This is a genomic window from Ligilactobacillus sp. UO.C109 (assembly GCF_026847815.1).
Lineage (GTDB): Bacteria > Bacillota > Bacilli > Lactobacillales > Lactobacillaceae > Ligilactobacillus > Ligilactobacillus salivarius.
Genome location: NZ_JAPSFH010000023.1, coordinates 1 through 20,081 on the forward strand (window position 1 = coordinate 1; position 20,081 = coordinate 20,081).

Consider the following 20,081-nt stretch of genomic DNA (forward strand, 5'->3'; position numbering starts at 1 on the left):
CGTCTGAACTTTGCGGAAATGTTTTCAAAATTGAATATACAAAAAAAAGACAACGTCTTGCATATATACGCCTTTATAGTGGAGTACTACATTTACGAGATTCGGTTAGAGTATCAGAATCAGAAAAAGAAAAAATAAAAGTTACAGAAATGTATACTTCAATAAATGGTGAATTATGTAAGATTGATAGAGCTTATTCTGGAGAAATTGTTATTTTGCCAAATGAGTTTTTGAAGTTAAATAGTGTTATTGGAGATACAAAACTATTGCCACAGAGAAAAAAGATTGAAAATCCGCACCCTCTACTACAAACAACTGTTGAACCGAGTAAACCTGAACAGAGAGAAATGTTGCTTGATGCCCTTTTGGAAATCTCAGATAGTGATCCGCTTCTACGATATTACGTGGATTCTACGACACATGAAATTATACTTTCTTTCTTAGGGAAAGTACAAATGGAAGTGATTAGTGCACTGTTGCAAGAAAAGTATCATGTGGAGATAGAACTAAAAGAGCCTACAGTCATTTATATGGAGAGACCGTTAAAAAATGCAGAATATACCATTCACATCGAAGTGCCGCCAAATCCTTTCTGGGCTTCCATTGGTTTATCTGTATCACCGCTTCCGTTGGGAAGTGGAATGCAGTATGAGAGCTCGGTTTCTCTTGGATACTTAAATCAATCATTTCAAAATGCAGTTATGGAAGGGATACGCTATGGTTGCGAACAAGGATTATATGGTTGGAATGTGACGGATTGTAAAATCTGTTTTAAGTATGGCTTATACTATAGCCCTGTTAGTACCCCAGCAGATTTTCGGATGCTTGCTCCTATTGTATTGGAACAAGTCTTAAAAAAAGCTGGAACAGAATTGTTAGAGCCATATCTTAGTTTTAAAATTTATGCGCCACAGGAATATCTTTCACGAGCATACAACGATGCTCCTAAATATTGTGCGAACATCGTAGACACTCAATTGAAAAATAATGAGGTCATTCTTAGTGGAGAAATCCCTGCTCGGTGTATTCAAGAATATCGTAGTGATTTAACTTCCTTTACAAATGGACGTAGTGTTTGTTTAACAGAGTTAAAAGGGTACCATGTTACTACCGGTGAACCTGTTTGCCAGCCCCGTCGTCCAAATAGTCGGATAGATAAAGTACGATATATGTTCAATAAAATAACTTAGTGTATTTTATGTTGTTATATAAATATGGTTTCTTGTTAAATAAGATGAAATATTTTTTAAAACTTAGTTTATATGTGGTAAAATGTTTTAATCAAGTTTAGGAGGAATTAATTATGAAGTGTAATTAATGTAACAGGGTTCAATTAAAAGAGGGAAGCGTATCATTAACCCTATAAACTACGTCTGCCCTCATTATTGGAGGGTGAAATGTGAATACATCCTATTCACAATCGAATTTACGACACAACCAAATTTTAATTTGGCTTTGCATTTTATCTTTTTTTAGCGTATTAAATGAAATGGTTTTGAACGTCTCATTACCTGATATTGCAAATGATTTTAATAAACCACCTGCGAGTACAAACTGGGTGAACACAGCCTTTATGTTAACCTTTTCCATTGGAACAGCTGTATATGGAAAGCTATCTGATCAATTAGGCATCAAAAGGTTACTCCTATTTGGAATTATAATAAATTGTTTCGGGTCGGTAATTGGGTTTGTTGGCCATTCTTTCTTTTCCTTACTTATTATGGCTCGTTTTATTCAAGGGGCTGGTGCAGCTGCATTTCCAGCACTCGTAATGGTTGTAGTTGCGCGCTATATTCCAAAGGAAAATAGGGGTAAAGCATTTGGTCTTATTGGATCGATAGTAGCCATGGGAGAAGGAGTCGGTCCAGCGATTGGTGGAATGATAGCCCATTATATTCATTGGTCCTATCTTCTACTCATTCCTATGATAACAATTATCACTGTTCCGTTTCTTATGAAATTATTAAAGAAAGAAGTAAGGATAAAAGGTCATTTTGATATCAAAGGAATTATACTAATGTCTGTAGGCATTGTATTTTTTATGTTGTTTACAACATCATATAGCATTTCTTTTCTTATCGTTAGCGTGCTGTCATTCCTGATATTTGTAAAACATATCAGGAAAGTAACAGATCCTTTTGTTGATCCCGGATTAGGGAAAAATATACCTTTTATGATTGGAGTTCTTTGTGGGGGAATTATATTTGGAACAGTAGCAGGGTTTGTCTCTATGGTTCCTTATATGATGAAAGATGTTCACCAGCTAAGTACTGCCGAAATCGGAAGTGTAATTATTTCCCCTGGAACAATGAGTGTCATTATTTTCGGCTACATTGGTGGGATACTTGTTGATAGAAGAGGTCCTTTATACGTGTTAAACATCGGAGTTACATTTATTTCTGTTAGCTTTTTAACTGCTTCCTTTCTTTTAGAAACAACATCATGGTTCATGACAATTATAATCGTATTTGTTTTAGGTGGGCTTTCGTTCACCAAAACAGTTATATCAACAATTGTTTCAAGTAGCTTGAAACAGCAGGAAGCTGGTGCTGGAATGAGTTTGCTTAACTTTACCAGCTTTTTATCAGAGGGAACAGGTATTGCAATTGTAGGTGGTTTATTATCCATACCCTTACTTGATCAAAGGTTGTTACCTATGGAAGTTGATCAGTCAACTTATCTGTATAGTAATTTGTTATTACTTTTTTCAGGAATCATTGTCATTAGTTGGCTGGTTACCTTGAATGTATATAAACATTCTCAAAGGGATTTCTAAATCGTTAAGGGATCAACTTTGGGAGAGAGTTCAAAATTGATCCTTTTTTTATAACAGGAATTCAAATCTTTTTGTTCCATTAAAGGGCGCGATTGCTGAATAAAAGATACGAGAGACCTCTCTTGTATCTTTTTTATTTTGAGTGGTTTTGTCCGTTACACTAGAAAACCGAAAGACAATAAAAATTTTATTCTTGCTGAGTCTGGCTTTCGGTAAGCTAGACAAAACGGACAAAATAAAAATTGGCAAGGGTTTGGGTTTAAAGGTGGAGATTTTTTGAGTGATCTTCTCAAAAAATACTACCTGTCCCTTGCTGATTTTTAAACGAGCACGAGAGCAAAACCCCCCTTTGCTGAGGTGGCAGAGGGCAGGTTTTTTTGTTTCTTTTTTCTCGTAAAAAAAAGAAAGGTCTTAAAGGTTTTATGGTTTTGGTCGGCACTGCCGACAGCCTCGCAGAGCACACACTTTATGAATATAAAGTATAGTGTGTTATACTTTACTTGGAAGTGGTTGCCGGAAAGAGCGAAAATGCCTCACATTTGTGCCACCTAAAAAGGAGCGATTTACATATGAGTTATGCAGTTTGTAGAATGCAAATTCACTCTCATTAAAACTACTAGAAACTACCGGATCTGCATTAGGTTACGGGGTAAATATTTTTATAGGTCCAATTGTAGGTTTGATCTGCTCTCCATTGTAAGTTTGAATTGTAATGGTATTTTTTATTCTAAAACCCCCTTTATCAAGCTTATATAAAGATGATAAAAGGGGGCATTCTCAATTTATTTAAACATTTTTTCGATTTGGTTAACTGTCCATCCTTCACCGATTAGTTGCATAATCTTTTTGTAACCAAATTTTGCAATAAGTTTTGCTAAAGCTGACATTTTCTCTACCTCCTGTCATACTGTACTTTCTATCAGTTCATTTATATTTTATATCACTTTTTATAATATATTTACGGTTGACATTTATAAAAATTCATGTTTCACTGAGAAAAGTGGCTTATATTAAGGTTAATTGTTTTATGTGTTGTGTATAAATTTCGTATAATTTTTATTTTTCTTAACTTTATTCAAAAGAAGGTGTAATTACTTGAAAAAATGGTACGAAACATTAACCGAAGAAGAGCTACAATTTATAAAACAAATGGTAAATGTTGACTTTAAATTATCAAAGCTTTCAGTAAAAACTGGATTATCGTATTTTCTATTGAGAAAGAGAATACAAAAAATTAAAAAGAAACTCAACTCAAATATGAAGCAAAAATCCGAATTTAAAGAGTACCTTGAATTCTTAGTAGACGAAGACATTTTAACATCTTCAATTGCTGAAGTTCTATATTCTAAACATAAAAAACAACTGGAGGAATAATTTTGAATCAACTATTATCCAACCCATTAACATATATTATTATTGGAATGATTATTCAACATGCTATAACCCCTCATATTAAATGGCGTTATTCAATTGCTGTATTACCAATCTTAGTAACTATATTTGGTATATATTCCGCTTTAAGTCATAAAATTTCTTATATTGGAGTTTTAGGTTATTTTACTATTGCCATTATCTTCTTTCTTATGGCATATACGTCTAAGGAAGAATTACGTAAAAAAAAGCAAGATAAATTAGCAAAGGAACGATTTAAATCCAAATGATACTAACTGTTAATCGTAAATATATAATTTACAAAAATTTTCTGGTCTTCTTTGGCGATTTAATCATTTATCTTATAAGCAGCTATTTGTTATATCGTTTCAATTTCTACAATAGTTATACTATTTCAGGATTTTCTATTTTTGCTATTGTAGTTTTTATATTGGAAGTTATATCCAACTATAATTACTATAAAACTGCAAAAGTTACCATTACAAAAGAAACTGTTCATCTAGATAAAGGAAAATTCTTTAAAACTAGTTGTTCTATTCCTATAAAAAAGGTATATATCATATTAGAACAGCAAAATATTTTTATGCATATATTTGGTTTAAAAGAAGTAAAATTTCGTACTTTAGCTCGTGATATATCTTTAGAAGGGGTAACTGAAACTATAAATTTAACTAAAAGTGACTATCTTTATGAAGTACAGACAATCTAAAAAATATTTTCTATTAGAATTCACAAGCTTACTAGTTGCGAGTATTTGGAGTTACCCTTTTTTTAAAGTACTACTTCTTATTTTTAAAAATTTCAAACTAGCATTAGGAATATTAATTATAGGATATATATTGTCAATTTTTCGCATAATATTAGGATATTTCACAACTTATTTCGTAGTTAAGGATAACAATCTTTATATTCATTACGGTACTATTATTATTCGTACATTACATATATCTACAGATAATGTCAGTTTAATTATTTCTAACACTCGTATTGAAAATAATTTTTATCATAAGTTATTTAATACAAAAGGCTTAACTATTTTCTTTTCTGGCTCAGAAGAAGAAGAAAATGAGATTACCTTTTCTGCCATATCGCCTAGAGTATTAAATATTTTACTTGCTTTTCTTTCACAGAATTCGATCAAAAAAGACCAATTATATGCTCAAAAATCTCAAATACGGGATTTAACTGAAAAAATAAGTTTTTCAACTATTTTTAAAACATCTATATTATCTTCAAACTATATCTTAATTTATTTATTTTTATCTGATTTACTAGAATTTTTAAATATACATAAATCTGCAAAAGATTATATTTCAAATTCTCTTGTAGTAAATCTAGTATCTATTGTCATACTTATGACACTTTCTATATTAGTTCAATATTTTAAGTATGGAAATTTTACTTTAAAGGAAAACGATAATGAATTCATTATAAAAAACGGATTTATTATTCGGGATATAAATAAAATACACAAAGATAATATCAAAGGTATTGAAATAAAAAGTTCACTAAATATGAGATTTTTTAAAACAATTAATATATCAGCAATTCTCTCTAATGAGAATCAAGGTAAAAGCTATTCACAAAACTTTTTATTTCCATTAACTTCCTTAAAAAATAAAAATTTCATAATTCAAAAACATTTCCCTGAAATTTCGGAAGACCTATTAAAAAATAAAAACAGTATTGGAATTTTTAGAGTAATTCTATTCCTATTTTCTATAATAGTTCTATATATGGTACTACATACTTTCAATATTAGTTGGCAATTAAGCTTAATTGTAATCTATTTATCCGAAAGACATGTATCTAATATTTTATTTACAAAAGTAATGATTCATGGAGATTTTTGTAAAATAACAAAGGGATTCTTAAATAAGAAGGAATACTTACTACCAATTAACCTTATTGCAAGTAAGTCACAAAAAATAATCGGTAAAATAGTAGTTAAATCCTTAACTTTTAATATTCAAAAAGGTATAAAAACTACTTTCATAAATTTAGAAAAATAAAAATTTAACTTTAATTAGAAACAGTTCAAAATAATAACTGTAGTTATACAATACACATAAAAGGCAATGCATCTGCGTTCAGTCGTTGTCTCGTACTCGTGGTTCCACAGGGTTCCACGTCCCTGTGCGCGAGCCAACTCCCTCACTTGATGCATTGCCTTTAATTCGTGGTGTAACTTTAGTCTTTACGCTACTTGCAGCTTCTGACCAACTCTCAAGGAGCTATCATACGTTAATCCATTGATTTTAAGCAGTTCTTCAACGCTGATTCCATGCTGGTAGGCCACAAGCCAAAGTGTATCGCCAGGGCGTACAGTGTAGGTATTACTCAAATCTAGCTGAATACCCTGATTGCCTAGTATCTCAGTATAGTAGCCGAGAAAATCATATGACATCTTCACGTTTAGCCCATGCCAGTCGTTTGTAAAACGCCATGTTCCAACGCCGTCAATACCTGCATTACAGGCATAGTAATTAATAGCCCATAGGTTGTCATAATCGCAGTTATCAAAGCTTGTCAGCAGACTTTCAGTTCTGAATTGCAACCCAGTTCTCTTATATCCGAACTCTTTTATTACACTTCGAAATGTCCTGATATTCTCTATCGTATCATCATCAATCACCATACTAGATACATCTAACACTAGAGCAGTCTCATCATTTAACTTAGTACTATGTAGGTATTCGCCAAAGTGCCATGCTTCTTTTATAGCTTCATCTTTATTTTTGAAATCTGCCTTATGTTTGAAATGATATAGCATATTAGCGTGCTGACAGGCGTGTTTTAACTCGAGTTCATGCAGGTTTACCCAGCTAACACCTTGAGTAAGCTCAATAATGCAAGCTCTCACACCCTTATTCGCTAGAAATTCAATCTCTTTGGCAGTGAATCTATCTTCTTTCCCTATTTCTGCTAATAGGTTGTAACATCTAACCATTCTCGTCCCCCTTATGCTTTCTTTGTTTCTTTTCTCTCTCTTGTTGATACTGGAAAATAGCCTGTTGGTGCTTGTTTTTAAGCCTTGTATTACCATTTGAAATCAGCTTATACAGCCAGTTAATCTCTCCGTCTAATGCAGTTACAACAGTTGCTAAAGTAGGTCCTATCTGCTTATCAAGCCATTTAATCATTTCATCAACTGTTTTATCTTGTCTCTTAACAGTGAGCTTTAATGGCTCCACATTCTCGAGTAATCTTTCCCACCATTTTGCCGTTTTCCAGCGTGATTTATTACTATCTTTAGAGTTTTTAGGACGTTGAACAAACCTTATGTACTGCTGCAATGTACGCCTTATCACTAACCCCACATTACTACACTCAATCATATGTAGAGCTAACATCTTAGCTCTTTCTTTCCGATAAACAATTTCCAACCTGGTCCACTTTTCCGGAATTTCCTTATCTTTATCCTTTACTTTGCGTTTTTGCTCCAGTGCTTTGTCGTATATCCGGCAAAAAATATCAGATGTTTGAGAGCCAAAATACATTGTTTGACCTAGTAGCTTACCGTCCCCAGTACTTCGGCTGTTCAATTCGTCCCACTTATTCCAGCGTGACGTAAATTCAGACCTTAATGCTGCTTTTCTGATACGACTAAACTTAATTAATTCGTCCTTAAAGTCATCAATGGCCAAGTCTATGCGACTGAGTTTTGCTTGATTCTCTAGAGCTACCAAGACATTAATCAATGTATACAATGATTTCTGACTTTCATACGCTCTACATCCAGTCCCAGATAATATCACATGTACACCCATATGATTAATACATGGTTCATCATCAACTTGGTTAAACAGAACAAACAGGTTTCCATTGCCCCACTTGGTCTGCGCATTATAGCCAAATTTCCCTTTACTTAGATCTGCGAAATCTTCTATTTTTAACTGTAAAATACGTTCAATAACATCTTCATAGCTCAACTGAAAAATCGTAAATTCTAGCCAGTCAATTGATGTCTGTAATGTCTGCTTAATCGTTGATGTAACAGGCATCTCTTTTTCCCTAATGTAATAGAATGTATACATATAAATGTATCTTTTTAAGGCGTGCGCAAATAAAAAAAATAAAAAAAACTTATAAAGCTCATCAACTTAATTACTAAAATAATTTCTCTATTTTTTAACTAGATTAAAATTGCAGTTCTAGCAAATTGTGGTTCAGCAAGATATTGGGTCGCTACGCTTTTGCTAGAACTCTAGTTAATCTACAACCATGCAATTTAAAGCATAAAAAAAACAGCGACTCTCAAAAGAGAACCGCTGAAACAACCATCTCCTGCCGGTAACTAGCTTTCAGAAATTAATCTTCTAACCAATTAAGCAGACATTTAATAGCCTTTTTAATTAACTTTTTAACGTGCTTATTAGGCACGAGGAAAATAACTACAAAGATTTTCAAAAGAGGATACCTCCTCTCTGTGCGTCTTAAGGTTACCAGCCTTAGCATTGCACATAAATAATTCTAACATACCAGTTATTGTGTTATAATTAGTCTTAGGAAAATAATTACACATTGTACAAAGAGTCTAACCAACTCAGAAGTAGTACGACGTCGTTAATTGGGAGCGGGATAAAAACCGCTCTTTTTTGTTTGTCAGACGCATTCTAAGCAAGCGTTCAAGTTGAATCTGGATAATAAACCATTAAAACCGTTGTAAACACGCCTTAGAAACCTTGATTTAATAGCTTTTATTTTATAAGAATGGTTTCTTTTGTTATAATACAAGCGGTTACAATATAACATTTAATAGTCGCTTTAGAAAGGAGTAAGAAAATGAAAGTAAGTACAAAATTCGTTAGTTTTGTTGTTGCATTTTTAGCGTTTATTTGTGTATCTTTTGCCACTACTTCGGTAAAAGCTGATACCTATTCAACTAATAAAGAAGTAGTAGTTAATACGCTTTTAGATAATGGATATACTTACAATCAAGCAATAACTATTGCTTCTAGTATGGATATCTCATCTACTGAAACTTTAGTTGGCGTAGATATCTTACCAAGAACTGAACGTTCAGTTGCATATACATCCTCTCAAATCCTGTCAAAAAGTGATGTCCGTCAGATTTTTAATAATATCAATAATGTTAATCTTGCTAGTTCTATACTTGGAGGTATTATCGGTGCGAAAAATCCTATTTTAGGTACCGTTATTGGTTTAGGTGGATTCCAAAATCCTAACTTTAAAAATGCTATAACTCAAGCATATTATCAAGGTAAAAGAGTAAAAATCGTTTATAAATCAGGTGCTTCCATGTCTTTGAATACTGTGTCCTATTACGTTATAAACTAAAGAGAAGATAACTCTATGAAATACTTTTGGATTAAAACTTTTTTTGGTTTTTTGGTAGTTGTTGCACTTTCTGTTAATTACTATCTCCAATCAGGACACACTTGGATTTTTGCTCTTGCAGTAATAATAGAATTGGTAGAAATTCCTTTATTATACTACTATGAAAAGAAAAAACATTAGATTAAAAGGCTATAAACGCTATGTAATCAACGTTTATAGCCTTTTTTATTTTCCTTGATCCTTTAATTCGCCATTAATTTGATTTAGTCTAAACCTTATATCGCTATAATCTGTAAAGCTTATTTTTTTCTCTTTTTTCATTTGCTCTAGTTCTGATAATAATTGATTATAACGTTCTCTAGTAAAATTGGCTTTTAATCTCTGTACTTCTTCTGATGGTAAGGATGGAATATGATATTCAGGAGTAAAGCCATCTGATAATTCAGCAATATCTTTCTTCAGTTGACCGACTTTGGCATCGTTATCTGATTGTTCTTTCAAACTAGCCTCACTTTTGGCTTGCGCTTGGCTTTCACTAGCTTTTTGAGCTGCAGCTTGACTACTAGCTTGAGCTTTTTCACTGACAAATGGGCGTAAACCCCCTTACTTTAGTGAGGGGATATAAGTCCTAGTAATAGCTCCTTTTGGAGCTATTTTGTGTCTTTCTTTTATCCGATATGTTATAATAAAGATATGGATAAAAGGTGGTGAAATCAAATGAAAACAGTAATTACAGCTAAAGTACGTTTATATCCTAATCAAGAACAAGTTGCTCAATTTAAAGCCGTAACTAAGGAATATCAACGTTTATGTAACCTTGTTAGTCAGTGGTGTTTTGATAATGATTGTAAGGTAAATCGTAAAAAATTCAACAAAGAGATGTATCACTATTTACGTGCTGAATCTAAAGAAATTAATTCAGCCATGGTTCAGTCTACCTACCGTACCGTTGAAACTCGTTACAAGACTGTTGAAACTCAATTAAAACAACGTCCTTATCGTTATCAAGACCAAAATACTGGTGAATGGTACCATGAAAAGCGTGATTTATCTTGGCTACATAAAGCAGTTAAATTCTCACGTCCACAAGCTGATTATGTACGTAATATCAACTATTCTTTTGTTGAACAAGGCTCAAAAATATCTATGAATGTCTTAGGACAAAGAATAAAAGTTGCTTTTAATGGCAATTATTTAAACTTTTTTGATCCTAATTACAAACTAGGTACAGCTAAGTTAGTTCAGCTTAAAAAACATTGGTTTTTACACATTCCAGTTACCATTGAAACTGATGACTGGGAAAAAGAACATAATCAACACATTATCGGTCTTGATCGTGGATTAAGACAAATTGTTACTAGCTATGACGAAAAAGGTAAAACCAGTTTTAAAAATGGTAAAGCTATTGCTTATAAACGTAGAAAGTATGCCTATTTACGTAGTCAACTCCAAAGTAAAGGAACTAAATCTGCCAAGCGAAAACTAAAAAGACTAAGTCAAAAAGAGAACCGTTGGATAAGTGATGTTAACCATTGCCTATCTAAGACACTTGTTGACACTTACGGTCAAAATAGCTTGTTCGTTTTGGAAGATTTATCTGGAGTTACTTTTGAAAAAACTAATTCTAACAAGAATCAAACTAGAGAATTACATTCATGGGCTTTTTATGATTTACAAACTAAATTAGCTTATAAAGCACGTAAAAGCCAAAGCCAAGTCTTGATTGTATCAGCTAAATACACTAGCCAAAGATGCCCTAAATGCGGTCAAATTAGAAAAGAAAATCGTAATCATAGAATACATAGATATGACTGTGTTTTCTGTGGGTTTAAAACTAATGATGACCGTGTTGGAGCTATGAACTTGTACGAATTAGGTAAGCAATATATTTCTGGAATTGAAAATCCTAAATTTGAATTAACTAACGTTACCGACTGACATGTTGGTAATCTAGGGTGTTGTCAACCACCCAAATGTAGCCACGTATAGTGTGGGAGCAACGAAGTTGCGCTATTACCACTGACCGTAAGGTCGTGAGCTACAAGCCCCATGTCTTTAGACTGGGGCAGTTGACTGATTTCATCTTTCCTATCTTGAACTACCTGTAATTTTAATCACAGGTAGTTCAAGGAGAAAATACTTCTGCTGCTGAAACAGAAAAAATTATTTTTCTCTGGAATAACGAAGTAAAAAATTATGTGAACTGGATAGAATAATTTTTAAGAGCTCGAAAATAAGCTCTTTTTTATTTTTTGAAAAACGAAACGAAAGAAGCAAAACTACAAAATCATTTAGCTAAGTTGTAAAACGAAGCTCTGCATTCTGTACAACTAAGCTAAAGAGCATAAGTGAGAATGGTCATCCGTAGGCGGATGAGCCGACAGTGTCGGCATTCTCTCAATGACCAAATTTTCTCGCTTGTTACACAGCTATTTAACACTTGTTTTACAACTAATTTACACTTTGTTTTACGCTTATTTTACGTAAAACATTTGTTAAACATTTTTAAAATGCTATAAAAAATAGCCATCATATTTGTGACGACCAAATTTTTTTAATGTTTTTTGAGGAGCTTAGTTTTTTAAGCTCTTTTTTTATTTTTATAATATTTATATAGCAGAGAAAATTTTTCTTCCAGTTTTTTTCGTAAGAAAAAAGGAAACTGGAAGAAAAATAATTGTAAGACGTTTGTCCCACAAAAAATAAATTTTAGTTTTTGAAAAGTGATACAAATGTGGCACGTGATATAAGTGTGCTACAAGTTGTGTTACAACTGTGTTGTATTAGTTAGTATAGTGTGTTACACACGAGAAAATTAAGTCCCTAAGAAAACGCCGATACTATCGGCTCCCACGCACCTGTGGGACCATTTTCTCTTATGCTCTTTAACTCTGTACTCCAGTTTAGAAGATGCAAAAATTTTATTCTCAAAATTCGTTAAGTGGGGTTGAAGATTTTTTTCTTTGTTTAATTTTTTTGAAAAAGAAAAATTGAATTTAAGAAATTTTTTTGGCTCAAAATTAAATTTAAAAATCGAAAATCAAAAATAATATTAGTTCGGCAAAAATAAAAACCTTAGAAGAAGAAAATAAATCATTACGTGATGAATTACAATTTTTCAAAAATTATGCTCAAAGATGGAATGTTAATGGGGAAAATGTAACTAAAATTATCTCTAAAGCTTATCTAAATAATAATAATAATGATTAAGAATAATTTATAGTATTTTAAAAAATATAAAATTAATATAAATAAAAAACCGTACAAAGGTACCTATGGCTTTTTTTATCTTTTTTCTGTATATAACTTCAAACCAAAATTAAGGGGGTTATTTGACGTTTTACAGCCTTTGAATAAATTACACTCAGAATGATTTAAAATGCCTTAAAATTGATTTTAGATAGCAAATAGAGCCGATTAAATTAATCGACTCTATCTTTTTTTACGTGGTTATGATGTAGTAATTTCAGAGTAGATCATTAATTACTACAAGTTTAATTGTACCATAAATCAGCTAGAAAAGCTATTAAATCAAGGTTTCTAAGGCGTGATCTTTACTAATTTAATGAGTTACTGCCTTATTTGGACTTGAAGTCATGCTTAGAATGCATCTGACAGCACGAAAAAAGGCGGTATCCAAACCGCCCAAGCTAACACCGATGTTCAATAACTAGAGTGACTAATTCTAGTCTTCTGTGTTCAGCGCTATTTATACTCATTACACACTTATTATAACATTTTTTTTGTTATAATGCTATTTGTGTTCAGCAAGGTTTGACTAACCTTAGCGACACGAAAGGAGGAATCCTCCGTGAAGTTCGTTATTATACTCATTATCGTGCCTAACAAGCACGTAAAACGTTTTGCTAAGCTAGTAGCTCTCGCAGTTATTAGAACTGGTAAAATTGCAATTAAAAAGGCTATTGAACGCTTGGTTAGTTGGCTTAATGATTAAGTTCTGATAGTTGGTTACCAACGGAAGATAGTCATTTCAGCGGTTCTCTTTGAGAGTCGCTGTTTTTTTTGCTTTAAATAGCATGGTTGTAGATTATCTTGAGTTTTAGCATAAGCGGAGCGACCCAATGTCTTGCTGAACCACAATTTGCTAGAACTGCAAGTTTAGTCTAGTTAAAAAATAGAGAAATTATTTTAGTAATTAAGTTGATGAGCTTTATAAGTTTTTTTATTTTATTTTATTTTTTTATTTGCATGCGCCTTAAAAAGATACATTTATATGTATACATTCTATTACATTAGGGAGGAAAGAAATACCTTTATATCAACGTTTATAGCACTTTAAAATATAAAAAAGTACGTTAACTATATATTGTTATCTATTATATACCTTTTTATATATTTTATGTTATTATAGACTATATAAAAAACTACGTATTAAAATTTGAGGTGTTTTTATGGGAGTAATGAATAGTCAGTTCTATCTAGAAATATAACTGTTAGTTCAAATATTGATTTCATAAAAATACCCCTATCTTTAATTTGATAGGAGTATTATCACATATTTTTAATGGCAAAGGTAGTTTTTAGTCACTAGTATCTTTATTAATCTTCTCAAGTAGTTCATCTATCTCTTTACTTCTTTGTATTCCTTTCTCTGTCAGGATATTTTTTTGAGCAGTATCATCCTTAGCCCAATCAGGTAATTTTTCTTTCTGTTTGAGCTTACTCTTATCTCTTTTGGCATATTTACCCTTATTCTTTTCAAAGTCGTCTAGAGCCTTTATTAGATACTTATCTAGTTCATTTGGCTTGGAGTTCATATGATCCTTAACGTACTTCAAATGTTTTTGTAGGTCATCTAATGAGTGTTTATTTACGAATACATCATACTTAGGATATACATTTTCCCCTAAGCTCATCATCAGCGATTCATTATTTGCATCTGCGAAATTTACTATCATTGCTCCAAGTAATAACGCTGTATATGGCGAATTTTGGACGTCTGATAGCGATAATTTCTTCTCAGCTGTAAGTTCCCCTATTAGCTTTTCTGTTGAATTATTGGATATATGGAACTGAATCTTTGCTATCTTTCTGCCGACCCTAATAGTATCGTATGTAATGTTAAATTCAGTATGCTCGTTAATTTCTTTTATTGCTGGTTCAATTACTCGCTTTTTTAAGTCTGAGAAACGATCATAGCTCTTTTTACCTTGTACTGTCAGTGCTTTTAACTCAGAAACGTCAATAACTGGATTTAAAAAACTCTCTAGCTCTTCTTTAGTTCTTTTCCCATTAGCTATATAGTTAGTATATTGGTTATAGTACATCATCAATACCTTGTATATAGTGATTGTATTAGATGACGTAAAGTGCCTTAAATCTTCAATTCTGTACTGTGTAAAGTTCTTCTTCAACTCCGTTATATACGGCATTATTTTATTAGAAAATGATAATTTAACCGTTGATTCATCTTCACTGAACTCAATTTTTGAAAATGGTGCAAAGATTTCTGTCTTTTTCTTTCCGTTCTCTTTAGTGTACTTTACTGTAAATGTACTTTTATCCATTAAGTTTGTCATAATTGTCTGTAGATAATCGTGTCGTAAAGCATTAGTTCTCGGCAAAAATGTCCTAATCAAGTCTTTTTCAAGCTCGACTTCTGGATCTTTTTCTTTTGTGTCTACATTAGCTACTGCCAGTTCAAACAGTTTTAAAGGTAGTGCATCCATTTTAGCAATAGCCTTAATTAAAGTATTACTTTGGACGACTTTTTTATTTTGTAAGTCCATCTATGTTTCCATCCTTTTTATTAAAAACGACAATTTTTGTCTGCAATTAAGTCTTATTTATTCTTAAAATAGACAACTAAAATAATTTGTCTGTAGTTTGCAAAAGTTGTCTGTAGTTTATGTATTATTGTTATATACGCTAATTTATCTTACATTCAATATAATACCACACAATACTACAGACATATATAACTAATTTGTCTGTAGTTTGCAAAAGTTGTCTGTAGTAACTGCAAAAGTTGTCTGTAGTAACTGCAAAAGTTGTCTGTAGTAACTGCAAAAGTTGTCTGTAGTAACTGCAAAAATTGTCTGTAGTTCAGTCCTAAAAACCTTGATTTAATAAGCTTTTTTTTCGCCTAAAAGAAAAAGATAAAAAGATATAAAAGAAAAAGATAAAGAATAGACAAAAATACAGACAATATTTACATACATAATGGCTAGTACTCAGATGCACTACTAGCCATTAAATATAGTTTCAGCTAGCTATTTCAAATAAACTCGTTATTAAATACAGTTTTAACTCGTTGTTTAATAAATCAATATATTGTAATATCAGTACTTTTAATAAATGCAGGTACAATATTTATTTAGACTTTTTATTTACTAGTTTCTTTAGAAAAAGGACTATTATAATATTGGTTGACACGATATAATTTACTCGAAATATACTTTGAAAGCACGTGATTATTATGAGTTTAGAAGATATTTATTATTTAGTTGGATATATTATTTGTGATGCCTTTTTAATGTGGTACTTACCGTCAGATACAATCGTTGAAGTTATAATAGATATTATCATTGCAACAGTCTGTATGGTTGGAGTGTATACTATCATACGATTTATGTATAATCGGCAAAATAAATAATGTTAATTTTAGAGAATGCTTTAGTCATAAAAATATACAAAATAACAATAAAATGTTATTATATAAGTGTAGAAAGTTACGAAATTGGTAGACATAAGTGCTACCCGGTTGGCAGGCAACGGAAAAACCTGTGATTTTATGATAATCATCTTAGATTATCCGGTTGGCAAGCAACGGAAAAACTTGTGAGCGTAACTAAAAAGCGTTGGTAAGACATACCAGCGCTTTTTTTATTTTAATTTTTCAATTTTCTTTGTAATTAAGTTTTGTCGTTTAATTTCTAAAACGTTATAAGCTGTAATATGTATTTTCTCCTGTCTCAAAGCCAGTAACGATATTGGAATACTAAATGATTTAAGACCCTTACAAGCAATAGCTAAAATAGCCTTGTTAGACCTAATTAGACTATCATAACTCAGATGTCTAAATTTACCAGATTCTGATACTCTGGCCATATCACCTATAAGCATCTCTAGATTTTCAATGACAGATAACTTTAACCTTGAAAATCCATTTTTATCGTAATTTAAATTATTTATATCAATTCTATTGTCTGCTAGATCTTCATAAAATTTCTTAGGACCCCTGTAATACGAAAGGCCTGTTAGATGTTGGAAATTAGCTTTACTAAACCTGACAACCAATGTTTTATCTTCATTTCCTACTCTATACAAATAAGTATACTCATAGTTCTTGAAATAATTATCGTACAATTCAAAGCCTTTTTTTAACTTATCAAAATCAATTTTACTTATTGCCATATATTTACCTTCCAAATAATCTCGACCAGAAGCCCTTATTTTTCTCTTCTAAGAGTTTTTTCTCTAGTTCCTGTATCTTTGTATCTTTCTCATTTAGAACGTCTGTATTCGCTTCTATGAGCTTTGTGTTAGTTGCTTCAAGCTCTAAACGCTTAGATTGTTCCGTTCTAGCTAATTGCTGCTCTTGTGACAGCAGCCTATGTAACTCGGAGACCTCATCTTCTTTTGAATCAAGTCTTTTTTGTAAATCTTGTACTTGGGCCTTTAATGTCGTTATATACTCATCTTTACTGATAGAGTCGTCGGATGAAGTTTGATTAACTTCTCTCTCTTTCTTTTCTTCTGCAAAAAACGTCAGCATTTCATGAGCATCATCTTCTGAGAAATAATCAGTGCGACCTACTCTTTTTGTTGGCTCAACATTATGAGCTTTTATGTATCTAAAAACCTTTTGTGGTGAAACTTGTGCTTCTTCTGCAATTTTCTTTCTAGTATATTCCATAATATTACCCCTGTTAGATTTATATTACCTATATATCAATGCATACATATAACATTATTATAACGAGTTATTTTCATTATATAACGAATGAAATATATAAGCATAATATTTCAACTTATTTTATCGTTATACCGAGTTATATCAAATGTAATAAGATGTGAAATGTTTTAATGTATAAATTGCTGATATTAAGCATAATACATTATATAACATATTGTAACTGTGTTATTTTGTGATATAACATTGTTACTTACTAGATAGGGGAGTTAAGTAGCCGCCCTTCTCCAATTCCGATAGGGCATTTTTTATAAGCTCCTTATCATCAAGTTTGCTGTTGTTAATAGCATAGAGTATATCTGGATCAAATTTGTTGCTAGTAGCTCCAGATTGATTAAATCTAACTAAATCAAGCAATATCCCCTTAGATGTATAACTCAAATTACTATCTTTCATGGCTCTATCTATCAATTCAGGCATGATTCCTTGATTTGAAAATAGGGGGCTTGCTGTTAATTGATTATCTTCCATTAATTTATCAAGTTTTGTCATTCTATCACTCCTTTTACTGTTCTTCACTTTCCACTTGCTTTACTATCCTTTGAATAGTGGATTTTGAAATTTCAAATGCCTTAGCAGTTTCTGTATATGAGTGGCCAGAAGTCTTATACTCATATATCATTCTATATTTCGGTGTTATAACCCGTTTAGGACGTCCTTCACGATAATTTTTATTATGCAATTTAGCGTATTTCTTGCCTTCCTGGGTTCTCGTAACAATCATATCACGCTCAAATTCTGCGAAGGCTAGGACTACATTGCGCATCAATTTGCCACCGGCAGAATCGTCTAAACGTCCCATATTAAGAACATTGACTGTTATATCACGTTTGAAACATTCATCCAGGAATTTAGTTGTTTCGCTTGTTTTGCGTCCGAGACGATCTAACCTAGTTACAATTAATTCATCTCCTGGTAACAGTCGTTTCTTTAATTTTTGAAATTCAGGTCGTTTATTAGTTCGACCAGTAAATTTTTCATAGTAGATTTTCTCAGCACCTGCACGCCTCAATTTTTCGATTTGTTCATCGAGGCTTTGTTGGGGAGTTGAAACTCGAGCATAACCAAAAATCATAAATATTCTCCATTTCTTTTTTGACTATAATTTTCTGAATACATTACAAATATTATTATATCACTATATTGGGTGTATTCAATCTGTTGACAGTTTTTGAACAAGGAGAGAGTAAAAAGTGAAATGTTTTAATCAAATTAAAATTATATTAATTTTAAATTAAAAATAGCATAAAAATCTAGTTATCCGCATAAAAACTGGACTTATCACACTTTATCAAGGTCAAAACCACTCAATTTACTACTAATTTACTACTTATGAATGAGCTTTGATAAAAAATTGGAGATTCCTTTACAAATATGCTCTTACGTGCTATTATTTAAGTGACTATTTAAAAGGAGTTAATAAATATGCGGCAAGGTATTCTTAAATAAACTGTCAATTTGATAGCGAGAACAAATAATTAGATGTCCTTTTTTAGGAGGGCTTAGTTTTTTGTACCCAGTTTAAGAATACCTTTATCATGTGATTCTAAAGTATCCAGAGAATATCTGTATGCTTTGTATACCTATGGTTATGCATAAAAATCCCAGTGATAAAAGTATTTATCACTGGGATTTTTATGCCCTTTTGGGTTTTTGAATGGAGGAAAATCACATGAAAATTATTAATATTGGAGTTTTAGCTCATGTTGATGCAGGAAAAACTACCTTAACAGAAAGCTTATTATATAACAGTGGAGCGATTACAGAATTAGGAAGCGTGGACAAAGGTACAACGAGGACGGATAATACGCTTTTAGAACGTCAGAGAGGAATTACAATTCAGACAGGAATAACCTCTTTTCAGTGGGAAAATACGAAGGTGAACATCATAGACACGCCAGGACATATGGATTTCTTAGCAGAAGTATATCGTTCATTATCAGTTTTAGATGGGGCAATTCTACTGATTTCTGCAAAAGATGGCGTACAAGCACAAACTCGTATATTATTTCATGCACTTAGGAAAATGGGGATTCCCACAATCTTTTTTATCAATAAGATTGACCAAAATGGAATTGATTTATCAACGGTTTATCAGGATATTAAAGAGAAACTTTCTGCCGAAATTGTAATCAAACAGAAGGTAGAACTGTATCCTAATATGTGTGTGACGAACTTTACCGAATCTGAACAATGGGATACGGTAATAGAGGGAAACGATGACCTTTTAGAGAAATATATGTCCGGTAAATCATTAGAAGCATGGGAACTCGAACAAGAGGAAAGCATAAGATTTCAGAATTGTTCCCTGTTCCCTGTTTATCACGGAAGTGCAAAAAGTAATATAGGGATTGATAACCTTATAGAAGTTATTACTAATAAATTTTATTCATCAACACATCGAGGTCCGTCTGAACTTTGCGGAAATGTTTTCAAAATTGAATATACAAAAAAAAGACAACGTCTTGCATATATACGCCTTTATAGTGGAGTATCATCCTTAAGTGAAAGCTTAAGTACATCAAGTTCGTTGAGCGAATCCTTGAGTACAAGTTCATCCTTGAGTGAAAGCTTAAGCACATCAAGTTCATTGAGTGAATCCTTGAGTACAAGTTCATCCTTAAGCGAAAGCCTAAGCACATCAAGCAGCTTGAGTGAATCCTTGAGTACAAGTTC

Annotated in this window: 19 protein-coding genes and 3 pseudogenes; 12 read left to right on the forward strand and 10 right to left on the reverse strand. The window is 32.0% G+C overall.

The window, feature by feature from the left end; all coding sequences use genetic code 11:
• From OZJ21_RS04105 to tet(L), 3 genes and pseudogenes are all read left to right on the forward strand, one after another.
• A partial coding sequence (locus OZJ21_RS04105; protein WP_268857497.1) for a tetracycline resistance ribosomal protection protein occupies positions 1-1,190 on the forward strand: 1,190 nt, incomplete at its 5' end.
• Between the two features lie 113 nt (positions 1,191-1,303).
• A pseudogene (locus tag OZJ21_RS09835) lies at positions 1,304-1,366 on the forward strand (tetracycline resistance efflux system leader peptide).
• Between the two features lie 33 nt (positions 1,367-1,399).
• Positions 1,400-2,776 carry a tetracycline efflux MFS transporter Tet(L) gene (tet(L), locus tag OZJ21_RS04110; RefSeq protein ID WP_268857498.1) on the forward strand — a complete coding sequence of 459 codons (1,377 nt, stop codon included), beginning with the start codon at positions 1,400-1,402 and terminating at the stop codon, positions 2,774-2,776.
• 782 nt (positions 2,777-3,558) lie between these two features.
• Here the strand turns inward: tet(L) and OZJ21_RS04115 are convergent.
• Complete coding sequence (locus tag OZJ21_RS04115) at positions 3,559-3,663, reverse strand: enterocin L50 family leaderless bacteriocin (RefSeq protein ID WP_089144005.1); 105 nt, start codon at positions 3,661-3,663, stop codon at positions 3,559-3,561.
• A gap of 208 nt (positions 3,664-3,871) precedes the next feature.
• Between OZJ21_RS04115 and OZJ21_RS04120 the strand changes: the two genes are divergently transcribed.
• From OZJ21_RS04120 to OZJ21_RS04135, 4 genes are read left to right on the forward strand one after another with little or no spacing between them, the layout of a single operon-like run.
• A complete protein-coding gene (locus OZJ21_RS04120; protein ID WP_044006032.1) occupies positions 3,872-4,150 on the forward strand; it encodes a DUF2089 family protein in 279 nt (92 codons plus the stop codon).
• A 2-nt stretch (positions 4,151-4,152) separates the two neighbouring features.
• A complete protein-coding gene (locus tag OZJ21_RS04125; protein ID WP_044006033.1) occupies positions 4,153-4,437 on the forward strand; it encodes a hypothetical protein in 285 nt (94 codons plus the stop codon).
• Positions 4,434-4,877 carry a PH domain-containing protein gene (locus OZJ21_RS04130; RefSeq protein ID WP_044006034.1) on the forward strand — a complete coding sequence of 148 codons (444 nt, stop codon included), beginning with the start codon at positions 4,434-4,436 and terminating at the stop codon, positions 4,875-4,877. Before OZJ21_RS04125 ends, OZJ21_RS04130 begins: the two co-directional genes overlap by 4 nt.
• On the forward strand, positions 4,858-6,180 hold the full coding sequence (locus OZJ21_RS04135; RefSeq protein ID WP_044006035.1) for a PH domain-containing protein: 1,323 nt from the start codon (positions 4,858-4,860) through the stop codon (positions 6,178-6,180). The genes OZJ21_RS04130 and OZJ21_RS04135 overlap by 20 nt, the downstream gene beginning before the upstream one ends.
• A gap of 185 nt (positions 6,181-6,365) precedes the next feature.
• Here the strand turns inward: OZJ21_RS04135 and OZJ21_RS04140 are convergent, their stop codons facing one another.
• A complete protein-coding gene (locus OZJ21_RS04140) occupies positions 6,366-7,118 on the reverse strand; it encodes a LysM peptidoglycan-binding domain-containing protein (protein WP_167589078.1) in 753 nt (250 codons plus the stop codon).
• Complete coding sequence (locus OZJ21_RS04145; RefSeq protein ID WP_223688915.1) at positions 7,111-8,172, reverse strand: replication initiation factor domain-containing protein; 1,062 nt, start codon at positions 8,170-8,172, stop codon at positions 7,111-7,113. Before OZJ21_RS04145 ends, OZJ21_RS04140 begins: the two co-directional genes overlap by 8 nt.
• A 781-nt stretch (positions 8,173-8,953) precedes the next feature.
• Between OZJ21_RS04145 and OZJ21_RS04150 the strand changes: the two genes are divergently transcribed.
• The gene (locus OZJ21_RS04150; RefSeq protein WP_003710985.1) at positions 8,954-9,469 is read left to right on the forward strand and encodes a hypothetical protein; all 516 of its coding nucleotides are present in this window, start codon (positions 8,954-8,956) and stop codon (positions 9,467-9,469) included.
• Between the two features lie 225 nt (positions 9,470-9,694).
• On the opposite strand, the gene OZJ21_RS04155 is transcribed toward OZJ21_RS04150, so the two are convergent.
• Entirely contained in the window at positions 9,695-9,970 is a 276-nt protein-coding gene (locus OZJ21_RS04155) for a hypothetical protein (protein ID WP_003710983.1), read from the reverse strand.
• A 216-nt stretch (positions 9,971-10,186) separates the two neighbouring features.
• Between OZJ21_RS04155 and OZJ21_RS04160 the strand changes: the two genes are divergently transcribed.
• Together OZJ21_RS04160 and OZJ21_RS04165 are read left to right on the forward strand one after the other, a co-directional pair.
• Positions 10,187-11,407, forward strand: coding sequence for an RNA-guided endonuclease TnpB family protein (locus OZJ21_RS04160; RefSeq protein ID WP_087449166.1), 1,221 nt, complete (start codon positions 10,187-10,189; stop codon positions 11,405-11,407).
• 1,873 nt (positions 11,408-13,280) lie between these two features.
• Positions 13,281-13,424, forward strand: a complete 144-nt coding sequence (locus OZJ21_RS04165) for a hypothetical protein (RefSeq protein WP_157664651.1) — start codon at positions 13,281-13,283, stop codon at positions 13,422-13,424.
• Between the two features lie 586 nt (positions 13,425-14,010).
• Here the strand turns inward: OZJ21_RS04165 and OZJ21_RS04170 are convergent.
• The 5 genes from OZJ21_RS04170 to OZJ21_RS04190 all read right to left on the reverse strand — a co-directional run bounded on the left by OZJ21_RS04170 (position 14,011) and on the right by OZJ21_RS04190 (position 18,480).
• Positions 14,011-15,219 carry a RepB family plasmid replication initiator protein gene (locus OZJ21_RS04170; protein ID WP_003711243.1) on the reverse strand — a complete coding sequence of 403 codons (1,209 nt, stop codon included), beginning with the start codon at positions 15,217-15,219 and terminating at the stop codon, positions 14,011-14,013.
• A 1,096-nt stretch (positions 15,220-16,315) separates the two neighbouring features.
• Positions 16,316-16,846 carry a PBECR4 domain-containing protein gene (locus OZJ21_RS04175; RefSeq protein ID WP_003711241.1) on the reverse strand — a complete coding sequence of 177 codons (531 nt, stop codon included), beginning with the start codon at positions 16,844-16,846 and terminating at the stop codon, positions 16,316-16,318.
• Positions 16,847-16,850: 4 nt separating this feature from the next.
• Positions 16,851-17,348: a hypothetical protein gene (locus OZJ21_RS04180; protein WP_003711240.1), complete on the reverse strand. Its 498-nt coding sequence runs from the start codon at positions 17,346-17,348 to the stop codon at positions 16,851-16,853.
• A 246-nt stretch (positions 17,349-17,594) separates the two neighbouring features.
• On the reverse strand, positions 17,595-17,897 hold the full coding sequence (locus OZJ21_RS04185; protein ID WP_003711239.1) for a hypothetical protein: 303 nt from the start codon (positions 17,895-17,897) through the stop codon (positions 17,595-17,597).
• A gap of 13 nt (positions 17,898-17,910) precedes the next feature.
• Positions 17,911-18,480 (reverse strand): recombinase family protein, encoded by a 570-nt coding sequence (locus OZJ21_RS04190; protein WP_003711238.1) that lies wholly within the window; start codon positions 18,478-18,480, stop codon positions 17,911-17,913.
• 534 nt (positions 18,481-19,014) lie between these two features.
• Between OZJ21_RS04190 and OZJ21_RS09840 the strand changes: the two are divergent.
• Together OZJ21_RS09840 and OZJ21_RS04200 are read left to right on the forward strand one after the other, a co-directional pair.
• Positions 19,015-19,062 (forward strand): annotated as a pseudogene (locus OZJ21_RS09840) (hypothetical protein); the annotation flags it as partial.
• Positions 19,063-19,077: 15 nt separating this feature from the next.
• Positions 19,078-19,929: pseudogene (locus OZJ21_RS04200) on the forward strand (GTP-binding protein); the annotation flags it as partial.
• Here OZJ21_RS04200 and OZJ21_RS04205 read toward each other — a convergent pair.
• Positions 19,887-20,081: hypothetical protein (locus OZJ21_RS04205; RefSeq protein ID WP_442916307.1), on the reverse strand; the 195-nt coding region annotated here is incomplete at its 5' end. The pseudogene OZJ21_RS04200 and the gene OZJ21_RS04205 sit on opposite strands and share 43 nt — an antisense overlap.